Origin of the sequence: Ectothiorhodospira shaposhnikovii (assembly GCF_022227765.1) — a bacterium.
Classification (GTDB): Bacteria; Pseudomonadota; Gammaproteobacteria; order Ectothiorhodospirales; family Ectothiorhodospiraceae; genus Ectothiorhodospira.
Genome location: NZ_JAJMLZ010000003.1, coordinates 1 through 17,999, shown reverse-complemented (window position 1 = coordinate 17,999; position 17,999 = coordinate 1). Strand labels below are relative to the sequence as shown.

At 65.4% G+C, this 17,999-nt stretch carries 17 protein-coding genes and 1 tRNA gene; 10 read left to right on the top strand and 8 right to left on the bottom strand.

The features are described from left to right. Nucleotides 1-51 precede the first annotated feature (51 nt). From folC to nifL, 7 genes are all read right to left on the bottom strand, one after another. Complete coding sequence (folC, locus tag LQD11_RS05005; RefSeq protein WP_238616544.1) at nt 52-1,374, bottom strand: bifunctional tetrahydrofolate synthase/dihydrofolate synthase; 1,323 nt, start codon at nt 1,372-1,374, stop codon at nt 52-54. Further along, nucleotides 1,371-2,366, bottom strand: coding sequence for an acetyl-CoA carboxylase, carboxyltransferase subunit beta (accD, locus tag LQD11_RS05000; RefSeq protein ID WP_238616543.1), 996 nt, complete (start codon nt 2,364-2,366; stop codon nt 1,371-1,373). The genes folC and accD overlap by 4 nt, the downstream gene beginning before the upstream one ends. Nucleotides 2,367-2,408: 42 nt before the next feature. After that, on the bottom strand, nt 2,409-3,233 hold the full coding sequence (gene trpA / locus LQD11_RS04995; protein ID WP_238616542.1) for a tryptophan synthase subunit alpha: 825 nt from the start codon (nt 3,231-3,233) through the stop codon (nt 2,409-2,411). Further along, nucleotides 3,230-4,450, bottom strand: a complete 1,221-nt coding sequence (gene trpB, locus LQD11_RS04990) for a tryptophan synthase subunit beta (RefSeq protein WP_238616541.1) — start codon at nt 4,448-4,450, stop codon at nt 3,230-3,232. The genes trpA and trpB overlap by 4 nt, the downstream gene beginning before the upstream one ends. Continuing rightward, nucleotides 4,437-5,069 carry a phosphoribosylanthranilate isomerase gene (locus LQD11_RS04985; protein WP_008932845.1) on the bottom strand — a complete coding sequence of 211 codons (633 nt, stop codon included), beginning with the start codon at nt 5,067-5,069 and terminating at the stop codon, nt 4,437-4,439. Before LQD11_RS04985 ends, trpB begins: the two co-directional genes overlap by 14 nt. A 75-nt stretch (nt 5,070-5,144) precedes the next feature. Further along, complete coding sequence (nifA, locus tag LQD11_RS04980; protein ID WP_238616540.1) at nt 5,145-6,707, bottom strand: nif-specific transcriptional activator NifA; 1,563 nt, start codon at nt 6,705-6,707, stop codon at nt 5,145-5,147. A 19-nt stretch (nt 6,708-6,726) separates the two neighbouring features. Further along, nucleotides 6,727-8,301, bottom strand: a complete 1,575-nt coding sequence (gene nifL, locus LQD11_RS04975) for a nitrogen fixation negative regulator NifL (RefSeq protein WP_238616539.1) — start codon at nt 8,299-8,301, stop codon at nt 6,727-6,729. 288 nt (nt 8,302-8,589) lie between these two features. Between nifL and rsxA the strand changes: the two genes are divergently transcribed. The 10 genes from rsxA (at nt 8,590) to LQD11_RS04925 (ending at nt 17,077) form a co-directional block, all read left to right on the top strand. Beyond that, a complete protein-coding gene (gene rsxA / locus LQD11_RS04970) occupies nt 8,590-9,171 on the top strand; it encodes an electron transport complex subunit RsxA (protein WP_008932848.1) in 582 nt (193 codons plus the stop codon). 21 nt (nt 9,172-9,192) lie between these two features. Continuing rightward, the gene (locus LQD11_RS04965) at nt 9,193-9,732 is read left to right on the top strand and encodes an RnfABCDGE type electron transport complex subunit B (RefSeq protein ID WP_238616538.1); all 540 of its coding nucleotides are present in this window, start codon (nt 9,193-9,195) and stop codon (nt 9,730-9,732) included. 11 nt (nt 9,733-9,743) lie between these two features. After that, nucleotides 9,744-11,279 carry an electron transport complex subunit RsxC gene (gene rsxC / locus LQD11_RS04960; protein WP_238616537.1) on the top strand — a complete coding sequence of 512 codons (1,536 nt, stop codon included), beginning with the start codon at nt 9,744-9,746 and terminating at the stop codon, nt 11,277-11,279. A gap of 3 nt (nt 11,280-11,282) precedes the next feature. Beyond that, nucleotides 11,283-12,389, top strand: a complete 1,107-nt coding sequence (locus LQD11_RS04955; RefSeq protein ID WP_238616536.1) for an RnfABCDGE type electron transport complex subunit D — start codon at nt 11,283-11,285, stop codon at nt 12,387-12,389. Further along, on the top strand, nt 12,386-13,114 hold the full coding sequence (rsxG, locus tag LQD11_RS04950) for an electron transport complex subunit RsxG (RefSeq protein ID WP_238616535.1): 729 nt from the start codon (nt 12,386-12,388) through the stop codon (nt 13,112-13,114). Before LQD11_RS04955 ends, rsxG begins: the two co-directional genes overlap by 4 nt. Beyond that, nucleotides 13,111-13,809, top strand: a complete 699-nt coding sequence (locus tag LQD11_RS04945; RefSeq protein ID WP_238616534.1) for an electron transport complex subunit E — start codon at nt 13,111-13,113, stop codon at nt 13,807-13,809. The genes rsxG and LQD11_RS04945 overlap by 4 nt, the downstream gene beginning before the upstream one ends. A 27-nt stretch (nt 13,810-13,836) precedes the next feature. Continuing rightward, on the top strand, nt 13,837-14,103 hold the full coding sequence (locus LQD11_RS04940; protein WP_238616533.1) for an RnfH family protein: 267 nt from the start codon (nt 13,837-13,839) through the stop codon (nt 14,101-14,103). Nucleotides 14,104-14,399: 296 nt separating this feature from the next. After that, complete coding sequence (locus tag LQD11_RS04935; RefSeq protein ID WP_238616532.1) at nt 14,400-15,503, top strand: patatin-like phospholipase family protein; 1,104 nt, start codon at nt 14,400-14,402, stop codon at nt 15,501-15,503. Continuing rightward, entirely contained in the window at nt 15,500-16,945 is a 1,446-nt protein-coding gene (locus LQD11_RS04930) for a GntP family permease (RefSeq protein ID WP_238616531.1), read from the top strand. The genes LQD11_RS04935 and LQD11_RS04930 overlap by 4 nt, the downstream gene beginning before the upstream one ends. Before the next feature lie 55 nt (nt 16,946-17,000). After that, a tRNA-Arg gene (locus LQD11_RS04925) sits at nt 17,001-17,077 on the top strand. Between the two features lie 104 nt (nt 17,078-17,181). Here LQD11_RS04925 and LQD11_RS04920 read toward each other — a convergent pair. Further along, nucleotides 17,182-17,999 (bottom strand): EAL domain-containing protein (locus LQD11_RS04920; protein ID WP_238616530.1); only part of this gene is annotated, 818 nt, incomplete at its 5' end.

Sequence of the window (17,999 nt, the reverse complement as noted above, 5' to 3'; positions counted from 1 at the left end):
AAGACCCTGACGGCCCGCGAAAATTCCGGCCAATATGAACATATGCCCCAATCATAACCCAGGACGGCCCGCCGGTGGAGACCCGGAAAACGCTCCCTGCAGCACTTCGGCCACCGTGAAGAAGGAACCGAAGACGATAATCCGGTCTTCGGGGCCGGCCGCCGCCAACGCCGCCCGGCAGGCCTGCTCCACCGATGCATGGGACTGCACCGGTTGCCGCGTGAGCACCGCCACGCGTTCCGCCAGCACACCGGCTTCCAGGGCACGCTCGGTGCGGGGCGCGGCCACATGCCAGTCATGAATCACCTCCAGCAGGGGATGCAGGATGCCTTCCACATCTTTATCAGCCATCACCCCCATCACCGCCAGGGTACGTCCCCGGCAGGGCACGCCCAAGAGGTTCAGGGCCAGGCTTTCCGCCCCCTGGGGATTGTGGGCCACATCCACCCACAATGCCGGGGCTTCCCGCAACAGCTGAAAACGGCCGGGCAGACGTGCCGTGGCCAACCCCCGGCCAACCGCATCCTGCGTCACGGGCAGGCGTTCCCGCAGAGACACCACCGCCGTGATCGCCGATGAGGCATTGCGGTACTGCACACTCCCGGACAGTGCCGGCGCGGGCAATCCCTCCAGCACCAGACCCGCACCCCGGTATTGCCAGGTATCCGTGCGCGATCCGGTCAGCGGGGCAAAGTCCCGCCCGGCCAGCAGCAGGCGGGCACCGATCCCGTCGGCATGGGCCAGCAGACGGGCCGGCGGGTCGGCATCACCGCAGACGGCCACGCGACCACCCCGGAAGATACCGGCCTTTTCAAAACCGATGGACTCCCGATCGTCCCCCAGAAAGGCCTGATGATCGATACCCACCGCAGTGACCACGGCCACGTCCGCATCCAGGATATTGACCGCATCCAGACGCCCGCCCAGCCCCACCTCCAGCACCATCACATCCACCCGCTCGCGGCGGAACAGCCACAGGGCGGCCAGGGTGCCGAATTCGAAATAGCTGAGACTGATCTCGCCCCTGGCCCGGTCAATGGCGGCGAAGGCCTCGCAGATGGGCGCGTCCGCCACCGGGCGGCCATCAATACGGATACGTTCGTTGTAATGGATCAGGTGGGGCGAGGTATAGCAGCCCACCCGGTATCCCGCCGCCAGGTAGATGGCCTCCAGCATGGCCACGGTGGAACCCTTGCCGTTGGTGCCACCCACGATGACGACAGGCATCGGGGCGGGCCTGAGCTGCAATCGATCGGCCACTTCGGCCACCCGCTCCAGACCCAGGTCAATGGCCCGGGTGTGGGCCTGTTCCTGCCAGGCCAGCCAGGCCGCCAGCGTGTGGTGGCGCGGCCCGGCAAAGGCTGGGGTGGTCATCCGTGGTGACCCTGCCCCTGAGGCGCGGACTGGGCACCCGCGTCACCGCCGCCTTCCGTCCGGTCGCCGTCATTCTCGGCGCCACTACCTTCCGCCTTCTCCTTGTCATCATCTTCTACCGGCACCGGCACATCCGGCGCGGGCTGATGGGTCAGCATGGCCAGCAGCTTGCCCAGGCGAGGCCGCATCTGACGACGGTCGATGATCAGATCCACCGCACCATGCTCCAGCAGGAATTCCGCCCGCTGGAAACCTTCCGGCAAAGTCTCGCGCACGGTCTGCTTGATCACACGGGGACCGGCAAATCCGATCAAGGCACCGGGCTCGGCGGCATTCACATCACCCAGCATCGCCAGACTGGCGGACACGCCGCCCATGGTGGGATCGGTCATGACGGAAATGAAGGGCAGCCCCTCTTCCTTCAGGCGCGCCAGAGCGGCGCTGGTCTTGGCCATCTGCATGAGGGAGAACAGGGCCTCCTGCATACGGGCGCCGCCGCTGGCGGAGAAGCAGACCATGGGGCAGCGGGCCTCAATGGCGGCATTCACGCCGCGCACGAAACGCTCGCCCACCACGGACCCCATGGAACCGCCCATGAAATTGAAGTTGAAGGCGGCGGCCACCACCGGCATGCCGAACAACCGGCCCTGCATGACCACCAGGGCATCCTTCTCGCCCGTGGTCTTCTGGGCCGCCACCAGACGATCCTTGTAGCGCTTGCTGTCACGGAATTTCAGCATGTCCACCGGTTCGATCTGGGCACCGATCTCCTGGCGCTCACCTTCGTCCAGAAAGGCTTCCAGACGCCGGCGGGCGTTGATGCGCATGTGGAAACCGCACTTGGGGCAGACTTCCAGATTGCGCTCCACCTCGGGGCGGTACAGAGTGGCGGAACAGCCATCGCAGCGCAGCCACAGACCTTCGGGCACCGCCCGCTTGTTGGTGGCGTCGGTGCGGATCCGGGAAGGAACGAGTTTTTCAAACCAGCTCATGGGCGATCGTCAACGTTTGGATGAATGAATCGGGGTCCCGGCTCAGGCTGGGGTCGCGGTGGTGGCCTGATCCATGGCACGACGCATTCCGGCCAGCACCTGGGCCACTTCACGACGCCCGGCGGCGGGGTCGTCGGCATGGGCGGCGATACGCTTGACCAGGGCACTGCCCACCACCACGGCGTCGGCGATCCGGGACACCTTGGCGGCGGCCTCGGCATCACTGATACCGAAACCCACCCCCACCGGCAGGTCGGTCTGGCGACGGATCAGGGCCAGCTTTTGAGCCACGGCCTCCACATCCAGGGTCGCGGCCCCGGTGACGCCCTTAAGAGAGACGTAATAGACAAACCCGGCGGCCACTTCGCTCACGCCGCGGATGCGCGCCTCATGGCTGGTGGGTGCCAGCAGGAAGATGGGGTCAACACCGTGGCGCTTCAAGGCGCCGGCCAGCTCCGCGCTCTCCTCCGGCGGCAGGTCCACGGTCAGCACGCCGTCCACGCCGGCCCGGGCGGCCTCATCGGCCAGGGTCTCATAGCCCATGATCTCCACCGGATTGAGATACCCCATCAGGACCACCGGGGTCTCGATGTTGTCGCGCCGGAACTCGCGCACCATCTCCAGCACCTTGCGCAGGCTGACACGGTGCTTGAGGGCCCGCTCGCAGGCCTGCTGGATCACCGGACCGTCGGCCATGGGATCGGAAAAGGGCACCCCCAGTTCGATGATGTCGGCACCGGCCGCCACCATCTCGTGCATCAGGGGCACGGTGTTGCCCGGCTCCGGGTCACCGGCGGTGATGTAGGGGATCAGGGCCTTGCGGCCACGGGCCTTGAGGGCTTCAAAACGGGCGGCGATGCGGCTCACAGTTCGATCCCCTCCAGACGGGCTACGGTATTGATGTCCTTGTCGCCCCGACCGGACAGATTGATGATGATGCCCTGCTCCGGCTCCAGGGTCGGTGCCAGCTTGAGGCCGTAGGCGACGGCATGACTGGATTCCAGGGCGGGTATGATGCCCTCGGTGCGGGTCAGACGGTGGAAGGCATCCATGGCCTCCCGATCGGTGATGGGCACGTACCGCACCCGACCCACGTCCTTGAGCCAGGCGTGCTCCGGACCCACGCCCGGGTAATCCAGGCCGGCGGAGACGGAATGGGTCTCGATGATCTGACCGTCCTCGTCCTCCATCAGATAGGTGCGGTTGCCATGCAACACACCGGGTCTGCCGGCACACAGGGGCGCGGAATGGCGCCCGGTATCGATACCGTCACCGGCGGCCTCCACGCCGTACATGACCACGCCCTCGTCGGCGAGGAAGGGATGGAACAGGCCGATGGCGTTGGAACCGCCGCCCACGCAGGCCACCAGGGCATCGGGCAGCCGGCCTTCGGCGGCCTGGTACTGTTCGCGGGCCTCGCGGCCGATGATGGCCTGGAAATCACGCACCATGGCGGGATAGGGGTGGGGACCGGCCACGGTGCCGATGATGTAGAAGGTGTTGTCCACGTGGGTGACCCAGTCCCGCATGGCCTCGTTGAGGGCATCCTTGAGGGTGCGGGAACCGGAGGTGACCGGCACTACCCGGGCGCCCAGCAGGCGCATGCGGTAGACATTGGGGGCCTGGCGCTGGATGTCCTCGGCGCCCATGTAGACCACGCATTCCAGCCCCAGCCGGGCCGCCACGGTGGCGGTGGCCACGCCGTGCTGACCGGCGCCGGTTTCGGCGATGATGCGGGTCTTGCCCATGCGCTTGGCCAGCAGGGCCTGGCCGATGGTGTTGTTCACCTTGTGGGCGCCGGTGTGATTGAGATCTTCCCGCTTGAGATAGACCTTGGCCCCACCCAGCTCCCGGGTCAGTCGCTCGGCCAGGTAGAGGGGGCTGGGGCGCCCCACGTAATGGGCCAGGTCCTGGTCAAGCTCTGCCAGGAACTGCGGGTCCTGGAGATAACGCTGATAGGCCTCCTGCAGTTCCAGCAGGGGTTCCATCAGGGTCTCGGAAACGAAACGGCCGCCATAGGGCCCGAAATGCCCGCGGGCATCCGGGAAGGCACGCCAGTCCGGCGTCTGTTCAGGCTTGATCACGGTCGACACGTAATACCTCGCTGATGAATCGGGTCATGCGTTCCGGGTCCTTCAGGCCGGGGGCCGACTCCACGCCGCTGCTCACATCCACCGCCCAGGGGCGGGTTTGTTGCACGGCGGCGGCCACGTTGTCCGGATGGAGTCCGCCGGCCAGGATCAGGGGGCGTGTTGCCCGGTCAGGCCAGCTGGACCAGTCGAAGGTCTTGCCGGTCCCGCCCACCTGACCGGCGCCATGGCTGTCCAGCAAAAAGCCCAGGGCGCCGGGATGACGGTCCATGTACTCGCCCACGGCCACGGGCTCGGCCATGGGAATGGCCTTGATGTAATCCAGACCGAAGGACTCGCAGTAATCCGGGGGTTCATTCCCATGGAACTGCAACAGGTCCAGGCTGACCCGGGCCAGCACCTCACGCACCCACTGGGCATCCGCATTCACGAACAGGCCGACCCGGGTGACGAACGGGGCTTCCACGGCGGCAATGGCGCGGGCCTGATCCGGGGTGACGGCGCGCGGGCTGCGCGCGTAGAACACCAGCCCGAGGGCGTCCGCGCCCGCCTGCACGGCGGCCCGGGCGTCCTCAGGTCGGGTGATGCCGCAGATCTTGATACGGGTGCGCATGGAGGCCAGCCTGGTGAACCGAGTCGCCAAGCGTACCAGAAAAGGGAACGGTCATCAGCAGGTTGCCGGCCGGACTCAGAATTGCTTGACGCGGATCTTCAGGGTCTGAATCCGGTAGGCGATCTGGCGCGGGGTCATCCCCAGCAGGCGGGCCGCCTTGGCCTGCACCCAGCCCGCCTGTTCCAGGGCGGCAATCACTCGTTCCCGCTCGTCCAGTTCCGGATCATCCAGATCCGTTTCCGGGGCCGGCGCGCCGTTCTTGCGCGGTGTGGGCAGCTTGTCCTCCAGCCCCGTAAGCTGGATCGCATCCAGATCGATGGTTCCGGTCTCGCTCATGATGGCCGCCCGTTCCAGGCAGTTCTCCAGTTCGCGCACGTTACCCGGCCAGTCGTGGCGCATCAGGGTGCGGATGGCGCCATCGGTGATGTCCAGGGGACGCCCCTGGGCCCGGGCCAGTTTGGCCACCAGGAAACGGGCCAGATCGGGGATGTCCTCGGTGCGCTTGCGCAGGGCAGGCAGGAAGATGGGCATCACGTTGAGCCGGTAATACAGGTCCTCGCGAAACTCCCCCTGCTCCACTTCGTCCTCCAGGTGACGGTTGGTGGCCGCCACCACCCTTACATCCACCTTGAGGGTACGGGTGCCGCCCACCCGTTCGAACTCGCCTTCCTGCAACACCCTCAGCAGCTTGGCCTGGAAGGCCTGGGAGATCTCGCCGATCTCGTCAAGAAAGATGGTGCCGCCATCGGCCTGCTCGAACCGCCCCTTGCGCTGGGCCACCGCACCGGTAAAGGCCCCCTTTTCATGGCCGAACAGTTCGCTTTCCAGCAGGTTGTCCGGCAGGGCCGCGCAGTTGAGCTTGATGAAGGGGCCATTGGCCCGGGAAGAGTTGTAATGGATGGCGTTGGCGATCAGTTCCTTGCCGGTGCCGGTCTCGCCCCGGATCAGCACCGTGGTGTGCCACTTGGCCACCTGGCGCACCTGCTCGAACACCCGGCGCATCTCTCGGGAATGCCCCACCACGTTGTCCAGATGATAGCCGCTGCGCACTTCCCGGCGCAGGCGGTCCCGTTCGTCGGTCAGCGCCTGGCGTTCCTTTTCCAGGTCCCAGGCACGACGCACGGTCTGCGCCAGCAGGTTGGCCACCATCTCCAGGAAACGGGCCCGCTCCGTGAGCAGACCGTCGTCGGCGGCCGGCTGGGCGGCCAGGACCCCGATGGGGGCTTCGTCTCCCACCTGAATGGGCACGCCGATGAATGGAAGATCCGGGACATAAAGACGCAGGCGGTCCAGAAACCGGGGCTCGTCGGCGATGCGCCGGATCACCAGGGTGTCGCCTTCCTTCAGGATCGCCCCCACCACCCCCTCGCCGGGACGATAACGCACCTTTTCCAATTGCTCGCGATGGCCGGTATGGGCGGCCCCCACCATCAGCTCGCCACTGGAGGGGTCCAGCAACGACACCATGCCCCGCTGCATGTCGGCGGCTTCGTGCAGCACATGGAGCACGTCGGAGAGGATCTCGTGCAGATCCGCCGAACGGCTGAGCACCTGGCTCACCTGATAGAGGGCGTCCAGCTGCATCTCCACCAGGGCAGAGCGATGCCCGCCATTCTCTCTTACGGCTGAAGAAGACATTACCATGAGGCTTCCCTAGTCAGTTCGGGTCTTGTCGTCGTGCGGCGGTGGGGAACTGCAGTCGGATACGGCAACCTTCATGGCAGCCGGGATCGATCTCGATCAGGCCGGCATGCTGGTTCACCACCTCCTGAACCATGGGCAACCCCATCCCGGCACGGCCGGAACGGCCCTTGGTACTGACAAAGGGCTCGAACACCCGCAGGCGCAGATGCTCGGGAATGCCCGGACCGGAATCCTGGATGGTCACATGCACCGCATCCCCTCGGGACTCAGTGAGGATGCGGATCTCCCGACGGCCGTCGGTGGCGCCGTCCAGGGCATCCAGGGCGTTGTCCACCAGTTGCTTGAACATACCCCGCAGTCGTCCTTCCCGACCCAGCACGCAGGGCAGCACCGGCGCCGGCTGCCAGTCCACCACCACCCCGGCAGCCAGCAGACGTCGGGTGGAAAGCCCCAACACCTCACGCAGCAGGGCATTGATGTTGACCGGCGCCACCGGCTCATCCCGCTCCTCGGGCATGGAGTCTTCCAGGGTCTGCAGGGCCCGACGACCGGCGTCCAGGGCCTCCTGCAACACGTTCAGCAAGGGATCGGCACCGCCCTCCCCCTGACGCCGACGCGCCAGTAGCTGGGTGGCGGCGGCGATCATGTTGACCGGCCCCTGCATCTGGTAAATGGCGCCGGCCAAGGTCTCGCGCATGCTCTCCACCAACTCGCTCTCCGCGGTCAGGGCACGCAGGGCATTCATGCGCATCTCTTCCTGCTGGCGACGGATCTCGGTGACCTCCTTGGCCACCAGCACCAGGTAACTGGCCTTGCGGGCCTCGAAAAACGAATCCGCACTGGTGTCGCGCTCCTTGAACCAGGTGCCGGAACAGGAAAACCAGCGAGGGGCACGGCCACCACCCGGATCGAACTGCACCTCCCGGTCGACGAAGCCTTCCCCGGTGCTGCGGGCGGTCTCGAAGGCATCGCCCATGCTCTCGGCCAGGGCGGTGAGAAATTCCCGGGCCGGCTCGCGCCCGCCCATGTCGCCGGCCAGTTGCTTGTATGCCTGATTGCCCAACACCACCTGACCGGCCTCGTCCAGCAGGGCGATGGCCACCGGTTCCGCATCCACCACCGACTCGATCAGGGCCTTCTGGTTGCGCACCTGCTGCTCCAGCCGGTGCATCTCGGTCACATCCCGGTGCATGCCCAGGTAATGGCTGAGCTGACCCTGGCCATCCAGCACCGGGGCAATGCTCAATTCCGCCAGGTAGCGGCTACCGTCCTTGCGGCGGTTGACCAGCACCCCGGACCAGGGTTTGAGCTGGCGCAACCGTCCCCAGAGGGTCTCGTAGACCAGACTTGGAGTATGACGATCCGACAGAATGGATTCGTTGCGCCCGACCACCTCTGCCACACCGTAACCGGTCACCCGTTCAAAGGCCGGATTGGCATAGAGGATGTTGGCCCGGGTATCGGTGATGGAAATGGCCACCGAGGACTGCTCCACCGCTTCAAAGAACAGGCGCGCCGGCAACACCCCCTCCGGGGTCAGGATGGTATCGGCCAGGCCCGCGACGGCGGGTTGATCGGGTCGGCTCATGGAGGTGTGTCTCCCGGGTGAGTTGGGCTGGGTTCCTGATAAACACACTGCAACATCCAGGCCAATACAAAAGGTCCGGTCTTTCCCCGAGTGAGACAGCCATGCATTGTCGCCTTCCCGACAGAACCCACATCACCCGGCCCACGCTGTCACGATCCGCACAGAGCAATACGCACCAGCACGGTGCAATTCCCCACAAGACCCCTGGATTCATGCGCCTTCATCGTGCATGAGGCGGCTGGCACACAAGATGCAATTCCTTCGTCAACCGAACCGAAGGAACCGACCGTGACCGAGTTCATGCTGCTGCTGGTGGGCACCGCCCTGGTCAACAACGTGGTGCTGGTGCAATTTTTGGGGCTGTGTCCCTTCATGGGTGTCTCCAACAAGCTGGACACGGCCCTGAGCATGGGGCTGGCCACCACCTTCGTGCTCACCCTGGCGTCCGTGGCCGGCTGGCTGCTGGAGTATTTCGTCCTGGCACCCCTGGACCTGGGCTTTCTGCGCATCCTGTCCTTCATCCTGGTGATCGCCGCCGTGGTGCAGTTCACCGAAATGGTCATCCGCAAGACCAGCGCCGCCCTCTATCAGGTGCTGGGGATTTTCCTGCCCCTGATCACCACCAACTGCGCGGTGCTGGGGGTGGCCCTGCTCAATGTGCAGGAAGGCCACGGCTTTTTGCAGAGCGTGACCTTCGGCCTGGGCGCGGCCCTGGGCTTCACCCTGGTGATGGTGATCTTCGCCGCCCTGCGGGAACGCCTGGCCATCAGCAACGTACCGGCCGCCTTTGCCGGTGCCCCCATTGGCTTCATCGTCGCCGGTCTGCTGTCCCTGGCCTTCATGGGTTTTGCCGGACTCAACTTCGCCTGACCGCGACAGGAGGAATTTCCGATGGAACCATCCCTGCTTTCCGCGATTTTCATCCTCACCACCATGGGCCTGCTCCTGGGCTACGGTCTGGGCATGGCCGCCAAATACCTGCGGGTGGATAAGGACCCCCTGGTGGACGAAATCGAGGCCCTGCTGCCCGGCACCAACTGCGGTCAGTGCGGCCTGCCCGGCTGCCCCAGTGCCGCCCAGGCCCTGGCCTCCCGGGAGGCACCCGTCACCCTGTGTCCGCCGGGCGGCAAGCTCCTGGCCCAGCAACTGGCCGACAAACTGGACATCACCGTGGACCTGTCCGCCATGGGTGAGGAAGTCCCCGCCTTTGCGGTGATCGATCCCGATCAGTGCAACGGCTGCACCCGGTGTTACAAGGTCTGCGCCACCGACGCCATCATGGGCGCCAACCGGCAGATCCATACGGTCTTCGTCGAGGCCTGCAACGGCTGCGGCAAATGCGTGGAGGTCTGCCCCACCCAGGGTCTGAGCCTGGTGCCGGAAGCCCCCAGCCTGCGTCGCTGGCACTGGCCCAAACCCAAATCGGCCTGAAGGTGCTCCCCATGTTCTCTTTCATGCGCAAGCGGCCCGTCTTCCAGGGCGGCGTCCATCCCGATGATCGCAAGCAGGCCACCAGCGGACTGCCCATCGAACCCCTGCCCCTGCCGACACGGCTCTATCTGCCGGTACAGCAACATATCGGTGCCGCCGCCCGCCCGGTGGTCAAGGCCGGCGACACCGTCCTCAAGGGCCAGATGATCGCCCGCGGCGACGGCGCCGTGTCGGCGGCCGTGCATGCGCCCACCTCGGGCCGGATCCTGGCGGTGGAACCCCATCCCGCCCCCCATCCCAGCGGCCTGCCGGTGGAGACCATCGTCATCGAACCGGACGGCGAGGATCGCTGGCTGGAGGACCCGGACCCGGAACATGCCCTGAACCTGGAACCGGAAGCCATCGCCCGCCGGGTGGCCGAGGCCGGCGTGGTGGGCATGGGTGGAGCCACCTTCCCCGCCGCCATCAAGCTGAACCTGGGGTCCCGGCATCACATCGATACCCTCATTATCAATGGCTCAGAATGCGAGCCCTATCTCACCTGTGACGACCGCCTGATGCGGGAACGCACCGACGAGGTGGTGGACGGCATCCGCATCATGCGCCATGCCCTGGGGGCGCGACGCGCCCTGGTGGTGGTGGAGGACAACAAACCCGAAGCCCTGGCCGCCCTGCAGACGCGGCTGTATGAGATGGACACCATCGAGGCCATGGCGGTCCCGACCCGTTATCCCATGGGTTCGGAAAAACACATGATCAAGGCGGTCACCGGCCGCGAGATCCCGGCCGGCAAGCTGGGGGCGGACATCGGCGTGATCGTCCACAACGTGGGGACGGCCTACGCCGTCCATCGGGCGGTGCGCATGCGCCGCCCGCTGATCTCCCGCATCGTCACCGTGGGCGGCGGCGCGGTCCGGCGACCCGCCAACCTGGAGGTCCTGCTGGGCACCCGGGTGGAAGACCTGCTGGCCCATTGCGGCGGCACCCGGCAACCACCGGCCCGTCTGCTGATGGGTGGCCCCATGATGGGCCAGGTGATGCCCCATGCCCAGGTGCCCGTCATCAAGGGTAGCAACGGGATCATTGCCCTCACCGAGGCAGAGATCAACATCGGCGAAACCATGCCCTGCATCCGCTGCGGACGCTGCGTGGCGGCCTGTCCCTGCGGTCTCATGCCCCTGGAGATGGCGGCAAGAATCCGCAAGGAGGACATGGACGGCGCCGTCGATTACGGCCTGATGGATTGTGTGGCCTGCGGTTCCTGCTCCTATGTCTGCCCTTCCCATATCCCCTTGGTGCAGTTCTTCCATCATGCCAAGGGCGTGCTGGGGGCGCGGCGGGAACAGCAGCGTCGCCAGGAGGAGATCAAGCGGCTGGCCCAGCAACGCCGGGAACGCCAGGAGGCGGAAGCCCGGGCCAAGGCCGAGGCAGCGGAACGGCGCAAGGCGGAGCGCGAGGCTGCCAAGCGCAAGGCCGAGGAAGCCAAGGCCGCCCGCGCCGCCAAGGAGACCCCAAAGACCCCCGCCGCCGATGAGGCAGAGGCCTAACCCATGACTCAGACCACCCCCGTCAGCGGCCCCCATACCCATGCCCCAGGCAGCGTGGCCTGGAACATGGGCTGGGTCACCCTCGCCCTGCTTCCGGCCACCGCCTTCGGTGTCTACCTGTTCGGCTGGCCCGCCCTGAACCTGCTGCTCATCACCATTCTGGCCGCCGTGCTGTTCGAGGCCCTGTGCCTGCGCATTGCCCGGCGGCCGGTATCGCCGTTCCTGATGGATGGCTCGGCCATCGTCACCGGCCTGCTGTTGGCCCTGACCCTGCCGCCGTGGGCGCCCTGGTGGATCGGCGTGCTGGGGGCGGCCTTTGCCATCATCGTCGGCAAGCACGTCTTCGGCGGCCTGGGCCAGAATTTGTTCAACCCGGCCATGCTGGCCCGGGTGGCCCTGCTGGTCTCCTTCCCCCTGGAGATGACCACCTGGATCACCCCCTCCCCCCTGTTTTCAGAGGGTGCCCCCGGCTTCCTGGAAGGGCTGGCCATCACCTTCGGCCTGGTGGCGATTCCCGATGCCGTCACCGGCGCCACGGTGCTGGGCGAGGCCCAGACCGGCTTCAGCCGGGACCTGGGGCTGTCCGAGACCCTGCCCGGAGTCTATGCCCCGCTCCAGCAGGCCCTGGGCTTCGTACCCAGCAGCCTGGGTGAAGGTTCCGCCCTGCTGCTCCTGGCGGGAGGGCTACTGCTCATGGCCAAACGCATCATCACCTGGGACGTCCCGGTGGCCATGCTGGGCACCCTGGTGATCCTGTCCACCGTGTTCATGCTCATCGACCCGGAGCGTTATGCCGGACCCGGCCTGCACCTGTTCTCCGGTGCGGCCATGCTGGTGGCCTTTTTCATCATCACCGATCCGGTCACCTCTCCCAGTACCGTGGCCGGGCGACTGCTGTTCGGGGCCGGCTGCGGCCTGCTCATCTATGTCATCCGCACCTGGGGCGGCTATCCGGAAGGCGCCGCCTTCGCCGTGATCCTCATGAATGCCCTCACGCCCCTGATCGACCACTACCTGCGTCCCCGCGCCTATGGCCGCACCCGGCGCGGGAAGCCCCTGCCGATGAAAAACACGGAAGCACCGGCACCGGCCCAGGAGAAACGCCCATGACCACCCTGGCACAACCCACCTACCGCAAGCGGGTCGGCTACCAGGCCACCCTGCTGGGGGGCATCGCCCTGCTGGCCAGCGCCGTGCTGGTGATTGCCGACCTGCAGACCCGGGACACCATCGCCGAGCGTCGCGCCGAGGATTTCCGCCGCACCCTGGAACAGGTCCTGCCCGCGCAGATGCACGACAACCGCCCCCAGGAGGACATCCATACCCTGCGCACCGACGACGGACGCTCCCTGGAGGTTTACCGGGCCCGGCAGGAAGGCCGGGTATCCGGCGTGGCGTTCCGGGTTCAAGGGCGGGGTTATGCCGGCCCCATCCATATCCTCATGGGCGTGGATGCCGCTGGTGAAGTGCTGGGCGTACGGGTGCTGCAACACAAGGAAACCCCGGGGCTGGGCGACAAGATCGAGGTGAATCGTGATCCATGGATCCTGTCCTTCGACGGCCTGAGCTTCAGCGCCCTTCCCGCCCCCCGCTGGGCGGTACAGAAGGACGGCGGTCCCTTCGACCAATTCACCGGGGCCACCATCACCCCCCGGGCGGTGGTGAACGCCGTTCGGGACGGGCTGACCCTGTTCCATGCCCATCAGTCGGAACTGCTGCAACGGGCCCCGGATGCTCCGGATGAGCCGATGCCGACGGCCATACAGGATTCTGCCTCCCCCGAGCCCCCCATGACATCCCCGCCCGCCCGGAATCTGCCGGAGATACACCCATGACCCAAAGCGCCAAGGCACTGCTGGAGGACTATCGCCGTCTGTTCCGGGACGGCATCTGGGACAACAACGTGGTCATGGCCCAGATGCTGGCCCTGTGCCCGTTGCTGGCGGTCACGGGCACCGCCACCAACGGACTGGGCATGGGCCTGGCCACCACCTTCGTCATGGTGGCCTCGGGGCTTTTGGTCTCCATGTTCCGGACCATCATCACCCCCGAGGTGCGGATTCCGGTCTTCATCCTGCTGATCGCCAGCCTGGTGACGCTGGTGGACCTGGTGATGAACGCCTACCTGTATGAAATGCACAAGGCACTGGGCCTGTTCATCCCTCTCATCGTCACCAATTGCGCCATTCTGGGCCGGGCCGAGTCCTTCGCTTCCCGCCAGCCGGTGCACCGGGCCATGGTGGACGGTCTGGCCATGGGAGTGGGGTTCACCGTGATCCTGGTGGTCCTGGGGGCCGTGCGCGAGATCCCCGGCAGCGGCACCCTGTTCGCCGATGCCCACCTGCTGCTGGGAGAAAGCTTTGCCTGGATGGAACTGACCCTGATCCCCGATTATCGGGGCTTTTTGCTCATGATCCTGCCCCCCGGCGCCTTCCTGGCCCTGGGTTTCATCCTGGCGGGCAAACGGGTGCTGGATGCCCGACTGGCGGCGCGGACGGCGCCGGCGGCGGCCCCGGCCACATCCTCATGACATGACAGGCTTGGGAGGAACACATCCATGAAAGTCGGCGTAGCCTACAGTGAACCCGGCAACCAGGCCTGGCTGCAGGTGGAACTGCCGGAAGGGGCCACCGTGCAGCAGGCCATCGAGCAATCCGGCATCCTCAAGCGGTTTCCGGGCATTGATCTGGATCATCAGAAGGTGGGCATCTACGGCAAGTTCTGCAAGTTGGACAACCCGGTGCAGGAAGGGGACCGGGTGGAGATCTATCGCCCCATCACCGTGGACCTGTCCGATGACGACGATGATGATGACGACGATTGATCCGACCTGCCCAACCCGTCATTCCCACGACTCCCCGTCATTCCCGCGGCTCCCCGTCATTCCCGCGAAAGCGGGAATCCAGTGACGGGCCAGAAAACCCTGGGCTCCCGCTTGCGCGGGAGCGACAGTACAACCGGGAACTGACTACGGTCCTGTACTCCTGGGCTCCCGCTTACGCGGGAGCGACGCTGAATACTCCCGGAGTGACAGCGAGGACCGCCCACTTTCTCCAGAACTGGACATCCTCCCGCTGCTGCGTTGCAATAGAACCAAGCTCACACCGGAATCAGTGACCAATGAGCAACAGCACACCCCGCAAGACCGTGGATCTGGCCCTGCAGGGAGGCGGCGCCCACGGCGCGCTCACCTGGGGCGTCCTGGACCGCCTGCTGGCGGACCCCCGTATCCACATCAGCAGCGTCAGCGGCACCAGTGCCGGCGCCATGAACGCCGTGGTCGTGGCCGACGGGCTGGAGCGAGGCGGCCGGGAAGGCGCCCGCGACGCCCTCACCGCCTTCTGGAAAACCGTCAGCGACGCCGCCCGCTTCTCCCCCATCCAGCGCACCCTCTGGGACCGGCTCACCCACCGTTTCAGCATGGATCATTCGCCGGGCTACCTCTTCTTCGAACAGCTCACCCGGCAGTTCTCCCCCTACGAACTCAACCCGATGAACATCAATCCCCTGCGGGATCTGGTGGCGGCACAGGTGGATTTCGACCGGGTCAACCACTGCAGCAAACTCAAGGTATTCGTCACCGCCACCAACGTGCGCACCGGGCGGGGCCGCATCTTCACCCAGCCCGAGTTGACCGTGGACTCGGTGATGGCCTCCGCCTGCCTGCCTTTCCTGTTCCAGGCAGTGGAAATCAACGGCGAGGCCTACTGGGACGGGGGCTACATCGGCAACCCGGCCCTCTACCCCCTGGTGGAAGACACCGCCACCCGGGACCTGATCATCGTGCAAATCAATCCCCTGATCCGGGAGGAACTGCCCAAGACCGGCCGTGCCATCATCAACCGACTCAACGAGATCACCTTCAACGCCAGCCTGATCAAGGAACTGCGCGCCATCGAGCTGCTACACCAGCTGATCGAGGCGGAGCAGCTGGAATCGGAACGTTACCGGGACATCTTCGTGCACCTGATCCACGCCCACGAGGAACTCAAGGATCTGGACGCCTCCAGCAAGCTCAACGCCGAGTGGGATTACCTCACCCATCTCCGTGACCGGGGCAGGGCCTGGGCGGATGCCTTCCTGGAACGCCATTTCGATGACCTGGGCCTGCGCTCCAGCTTCGACCTGAAAAGCCTGTTCACCGACACCTTCGCCCCGCCCGATCTGGAGCATGAGGACAGCGACAACCACCGCGACCATCCGCGCAAGGAGGCCAAGTCATGATGGGCATCCTGGTCATTCTCATCGCCCTGGGCCTGCTCATGTACCTGGCCTACCGGGGCATCAGCCTGCTGATCCTGGCCCCGGCCCTGGCCACCTTCGCCGTGGTGGCCACCATGGACGGCCCGGTGCTGGGCAGCTACACCCAGATCTTCATGGGAGCGGCGGGGGATTTCATCACCCTCTACTTCCCGGTATTCCTGCTGGGGGCCATCTTCGGCAAGCTGATGGAGGATTCGGGCAGCGCGGACGTGCTGGCCAAGGCCATCATCAGCTGGCTGGGCAGCAGCCGGGCCATCCTGGCGGTGGTGCTCTCCTGCGCCCTGATGACCTACGGCGGGGTTTCCCTGTTTGTGGTGGCGTTTGCGGTCTACCCCATCGCCGCCGCCCTGTTCCGCCAGTCGAACATTCCCAAGCGTCTGATCCCGGCCACCATCGCCCTGGGTGCCTTCACCTTCACCATGACCGCCCTGCCCGGCACCCCGGCGATCCAGAACGCCATCCCCATGCCCTACTTCGGCACCTCCCCCTTCGCAGCGCCGGGCCTGGGCATCATCACCGCCCTGGTGATGTTCACCCTGGGCATGCTCTGGCTCACCTACCGTTCCCGCAAGCTGGCCCATGAAGGCTACGGCGACCATCCGGATGCGGACTTCACCCCCAACAAGGAGTTGCGAGAGAAGGCCTCAGGCGAGGGCTTCGACCTCATGGAACTGCCGGTGGAACAGCGCCCGGTGGCACCGCCCTCCGTGTTCGTGGCCATGCTGCCCCTAGTGCTGGTGATCGCCATCAACCTGCTGTTCACCTTCCTGATCATCCCGCGCATGGACACGGACTTCCTTGCCCTGCCCCTGTACGGCGAGACCAGCATCGAACAGGTGCGGGGGATCTGGTCCGTCATCGCCGCCCTGGTGCTGTCGCTGCTGGTGGTGATCGCCACCAACTGGAAGCGCCTGCCCACACTCAAGCAATCGGTGGATAGCGGTGCCAACGCCTCCCTGCTGCCCATCTTCAACACCGCCAGCCTGGTGGGCTTTGGTGCCGTCATCGCCTCCCTGGCGGCCTTCCTGCTGATCCGCGATACGGTGGTGGGGCTGGGGGGCGACAACCCGCTCATTTCCCTGGCCATCGCGGTGAACATCCTGGCGGGCATGACCGGCTCCGCCTCGGGGGGCATGAGCATCGCCCTGTCCACCCTGGGCGAGACCTACATGGAAATGGCCCAGGCCCGGGGCATCGATCCGGAACTGCTGCACCGGGTGACGGCGGTAGCCACCGGGGGTCTGGACACCCTGCCCCACAACGGCGCGGTCATCACCCTACTGGCCATCTGCGGCCTCACCCACCGCCAGGCCTATTTCGATATCGCCATGGTGGCCATGCTGGCCCCGTTCATCTCGCTGGTGGTACTGATCACCCTGGGAACCCTGTTCGGGAGTTTTTAAAAAAATGCTTGACACCCCCCAGCCTCGTCCATAGAATGCGCGCTTCAGTTGTTCAGCGCCCGTAGCTCAGTTGGATAGAGTACCTGGCTACGAACCAGGTGGTCGGAGGTTCGAATCCTTCCGGGCGCGCCATATTAGGAAAAAAAGGACCAGTAACTTGGCGTTGCTGGTCCTTTTTTCGTTCTGGGCCTTGAAGGCGAAAAGCCATAGGCTCAAGGTTGGACCCGCTTCCACCATCAGGTTCCGATCAGCTCCCAAATTGCCTCCATGAGTCGATCATGCAGAGCCTCCACTTCGGCCAAACGCTTCCGGGCCAGGAGATCGTCACCCTTCTGAGTGAGCATGATCAGTTCACAGCCCAGTTGATGCACTTGTTCGTGCAGGGTCAGTACCACCGGGCAGGTATCTCCCCTACCATCCTGACTCGCCAACCAACGACCAAAGTGGCATTGTTGCGGTGACAGTTCGGGTGGATGCGGGTTTGTCTCGTGCGCGTAAGATTTTAACGCGTTCATCCAGGCACGATGGGCAACCATGCCGAACAGCACGGGCAGCAGGGTATCGGGGATCGCGGAGGTCCCACTCCAACTGGCATGGGGCTGCCACCGTGCATGCCATCGCGTCATCTCTTCTGCAGGCATGGGTTTTGCGATGGCATAGCCTTGGCCGATTTTACAGCCCAGCTGCAACAGCATTTGACCGTGAACCTCGGTCTCAACGCCTTCGGCAATCACACCACGCTGGAAGCTCTCGGCCAGGCCGATCACCCCATGCAGGATGGCCAGATCATCCGGATCATCCAGCATGTCGCGCACAAAGCTTTGATCAATCTTGAGGGTTTCGACCGGCAATCGCTTCAAATAGGTCAACGAGGAGTAGCCGGTGCCGAAATCATCCAGCGAGAAGCTGACGCCAAACCCCCGACATTCCCTGATCAGGCTCGAAATGTGGGCAATATCCTTCAGGGCGCTGGTCTCGATGACCTCCAGTTCCATGTCACCCGGTGGCACGGCAGGGTAGCGGACCAGTGCGGCGCGCAGCTTGTCAACAAAGT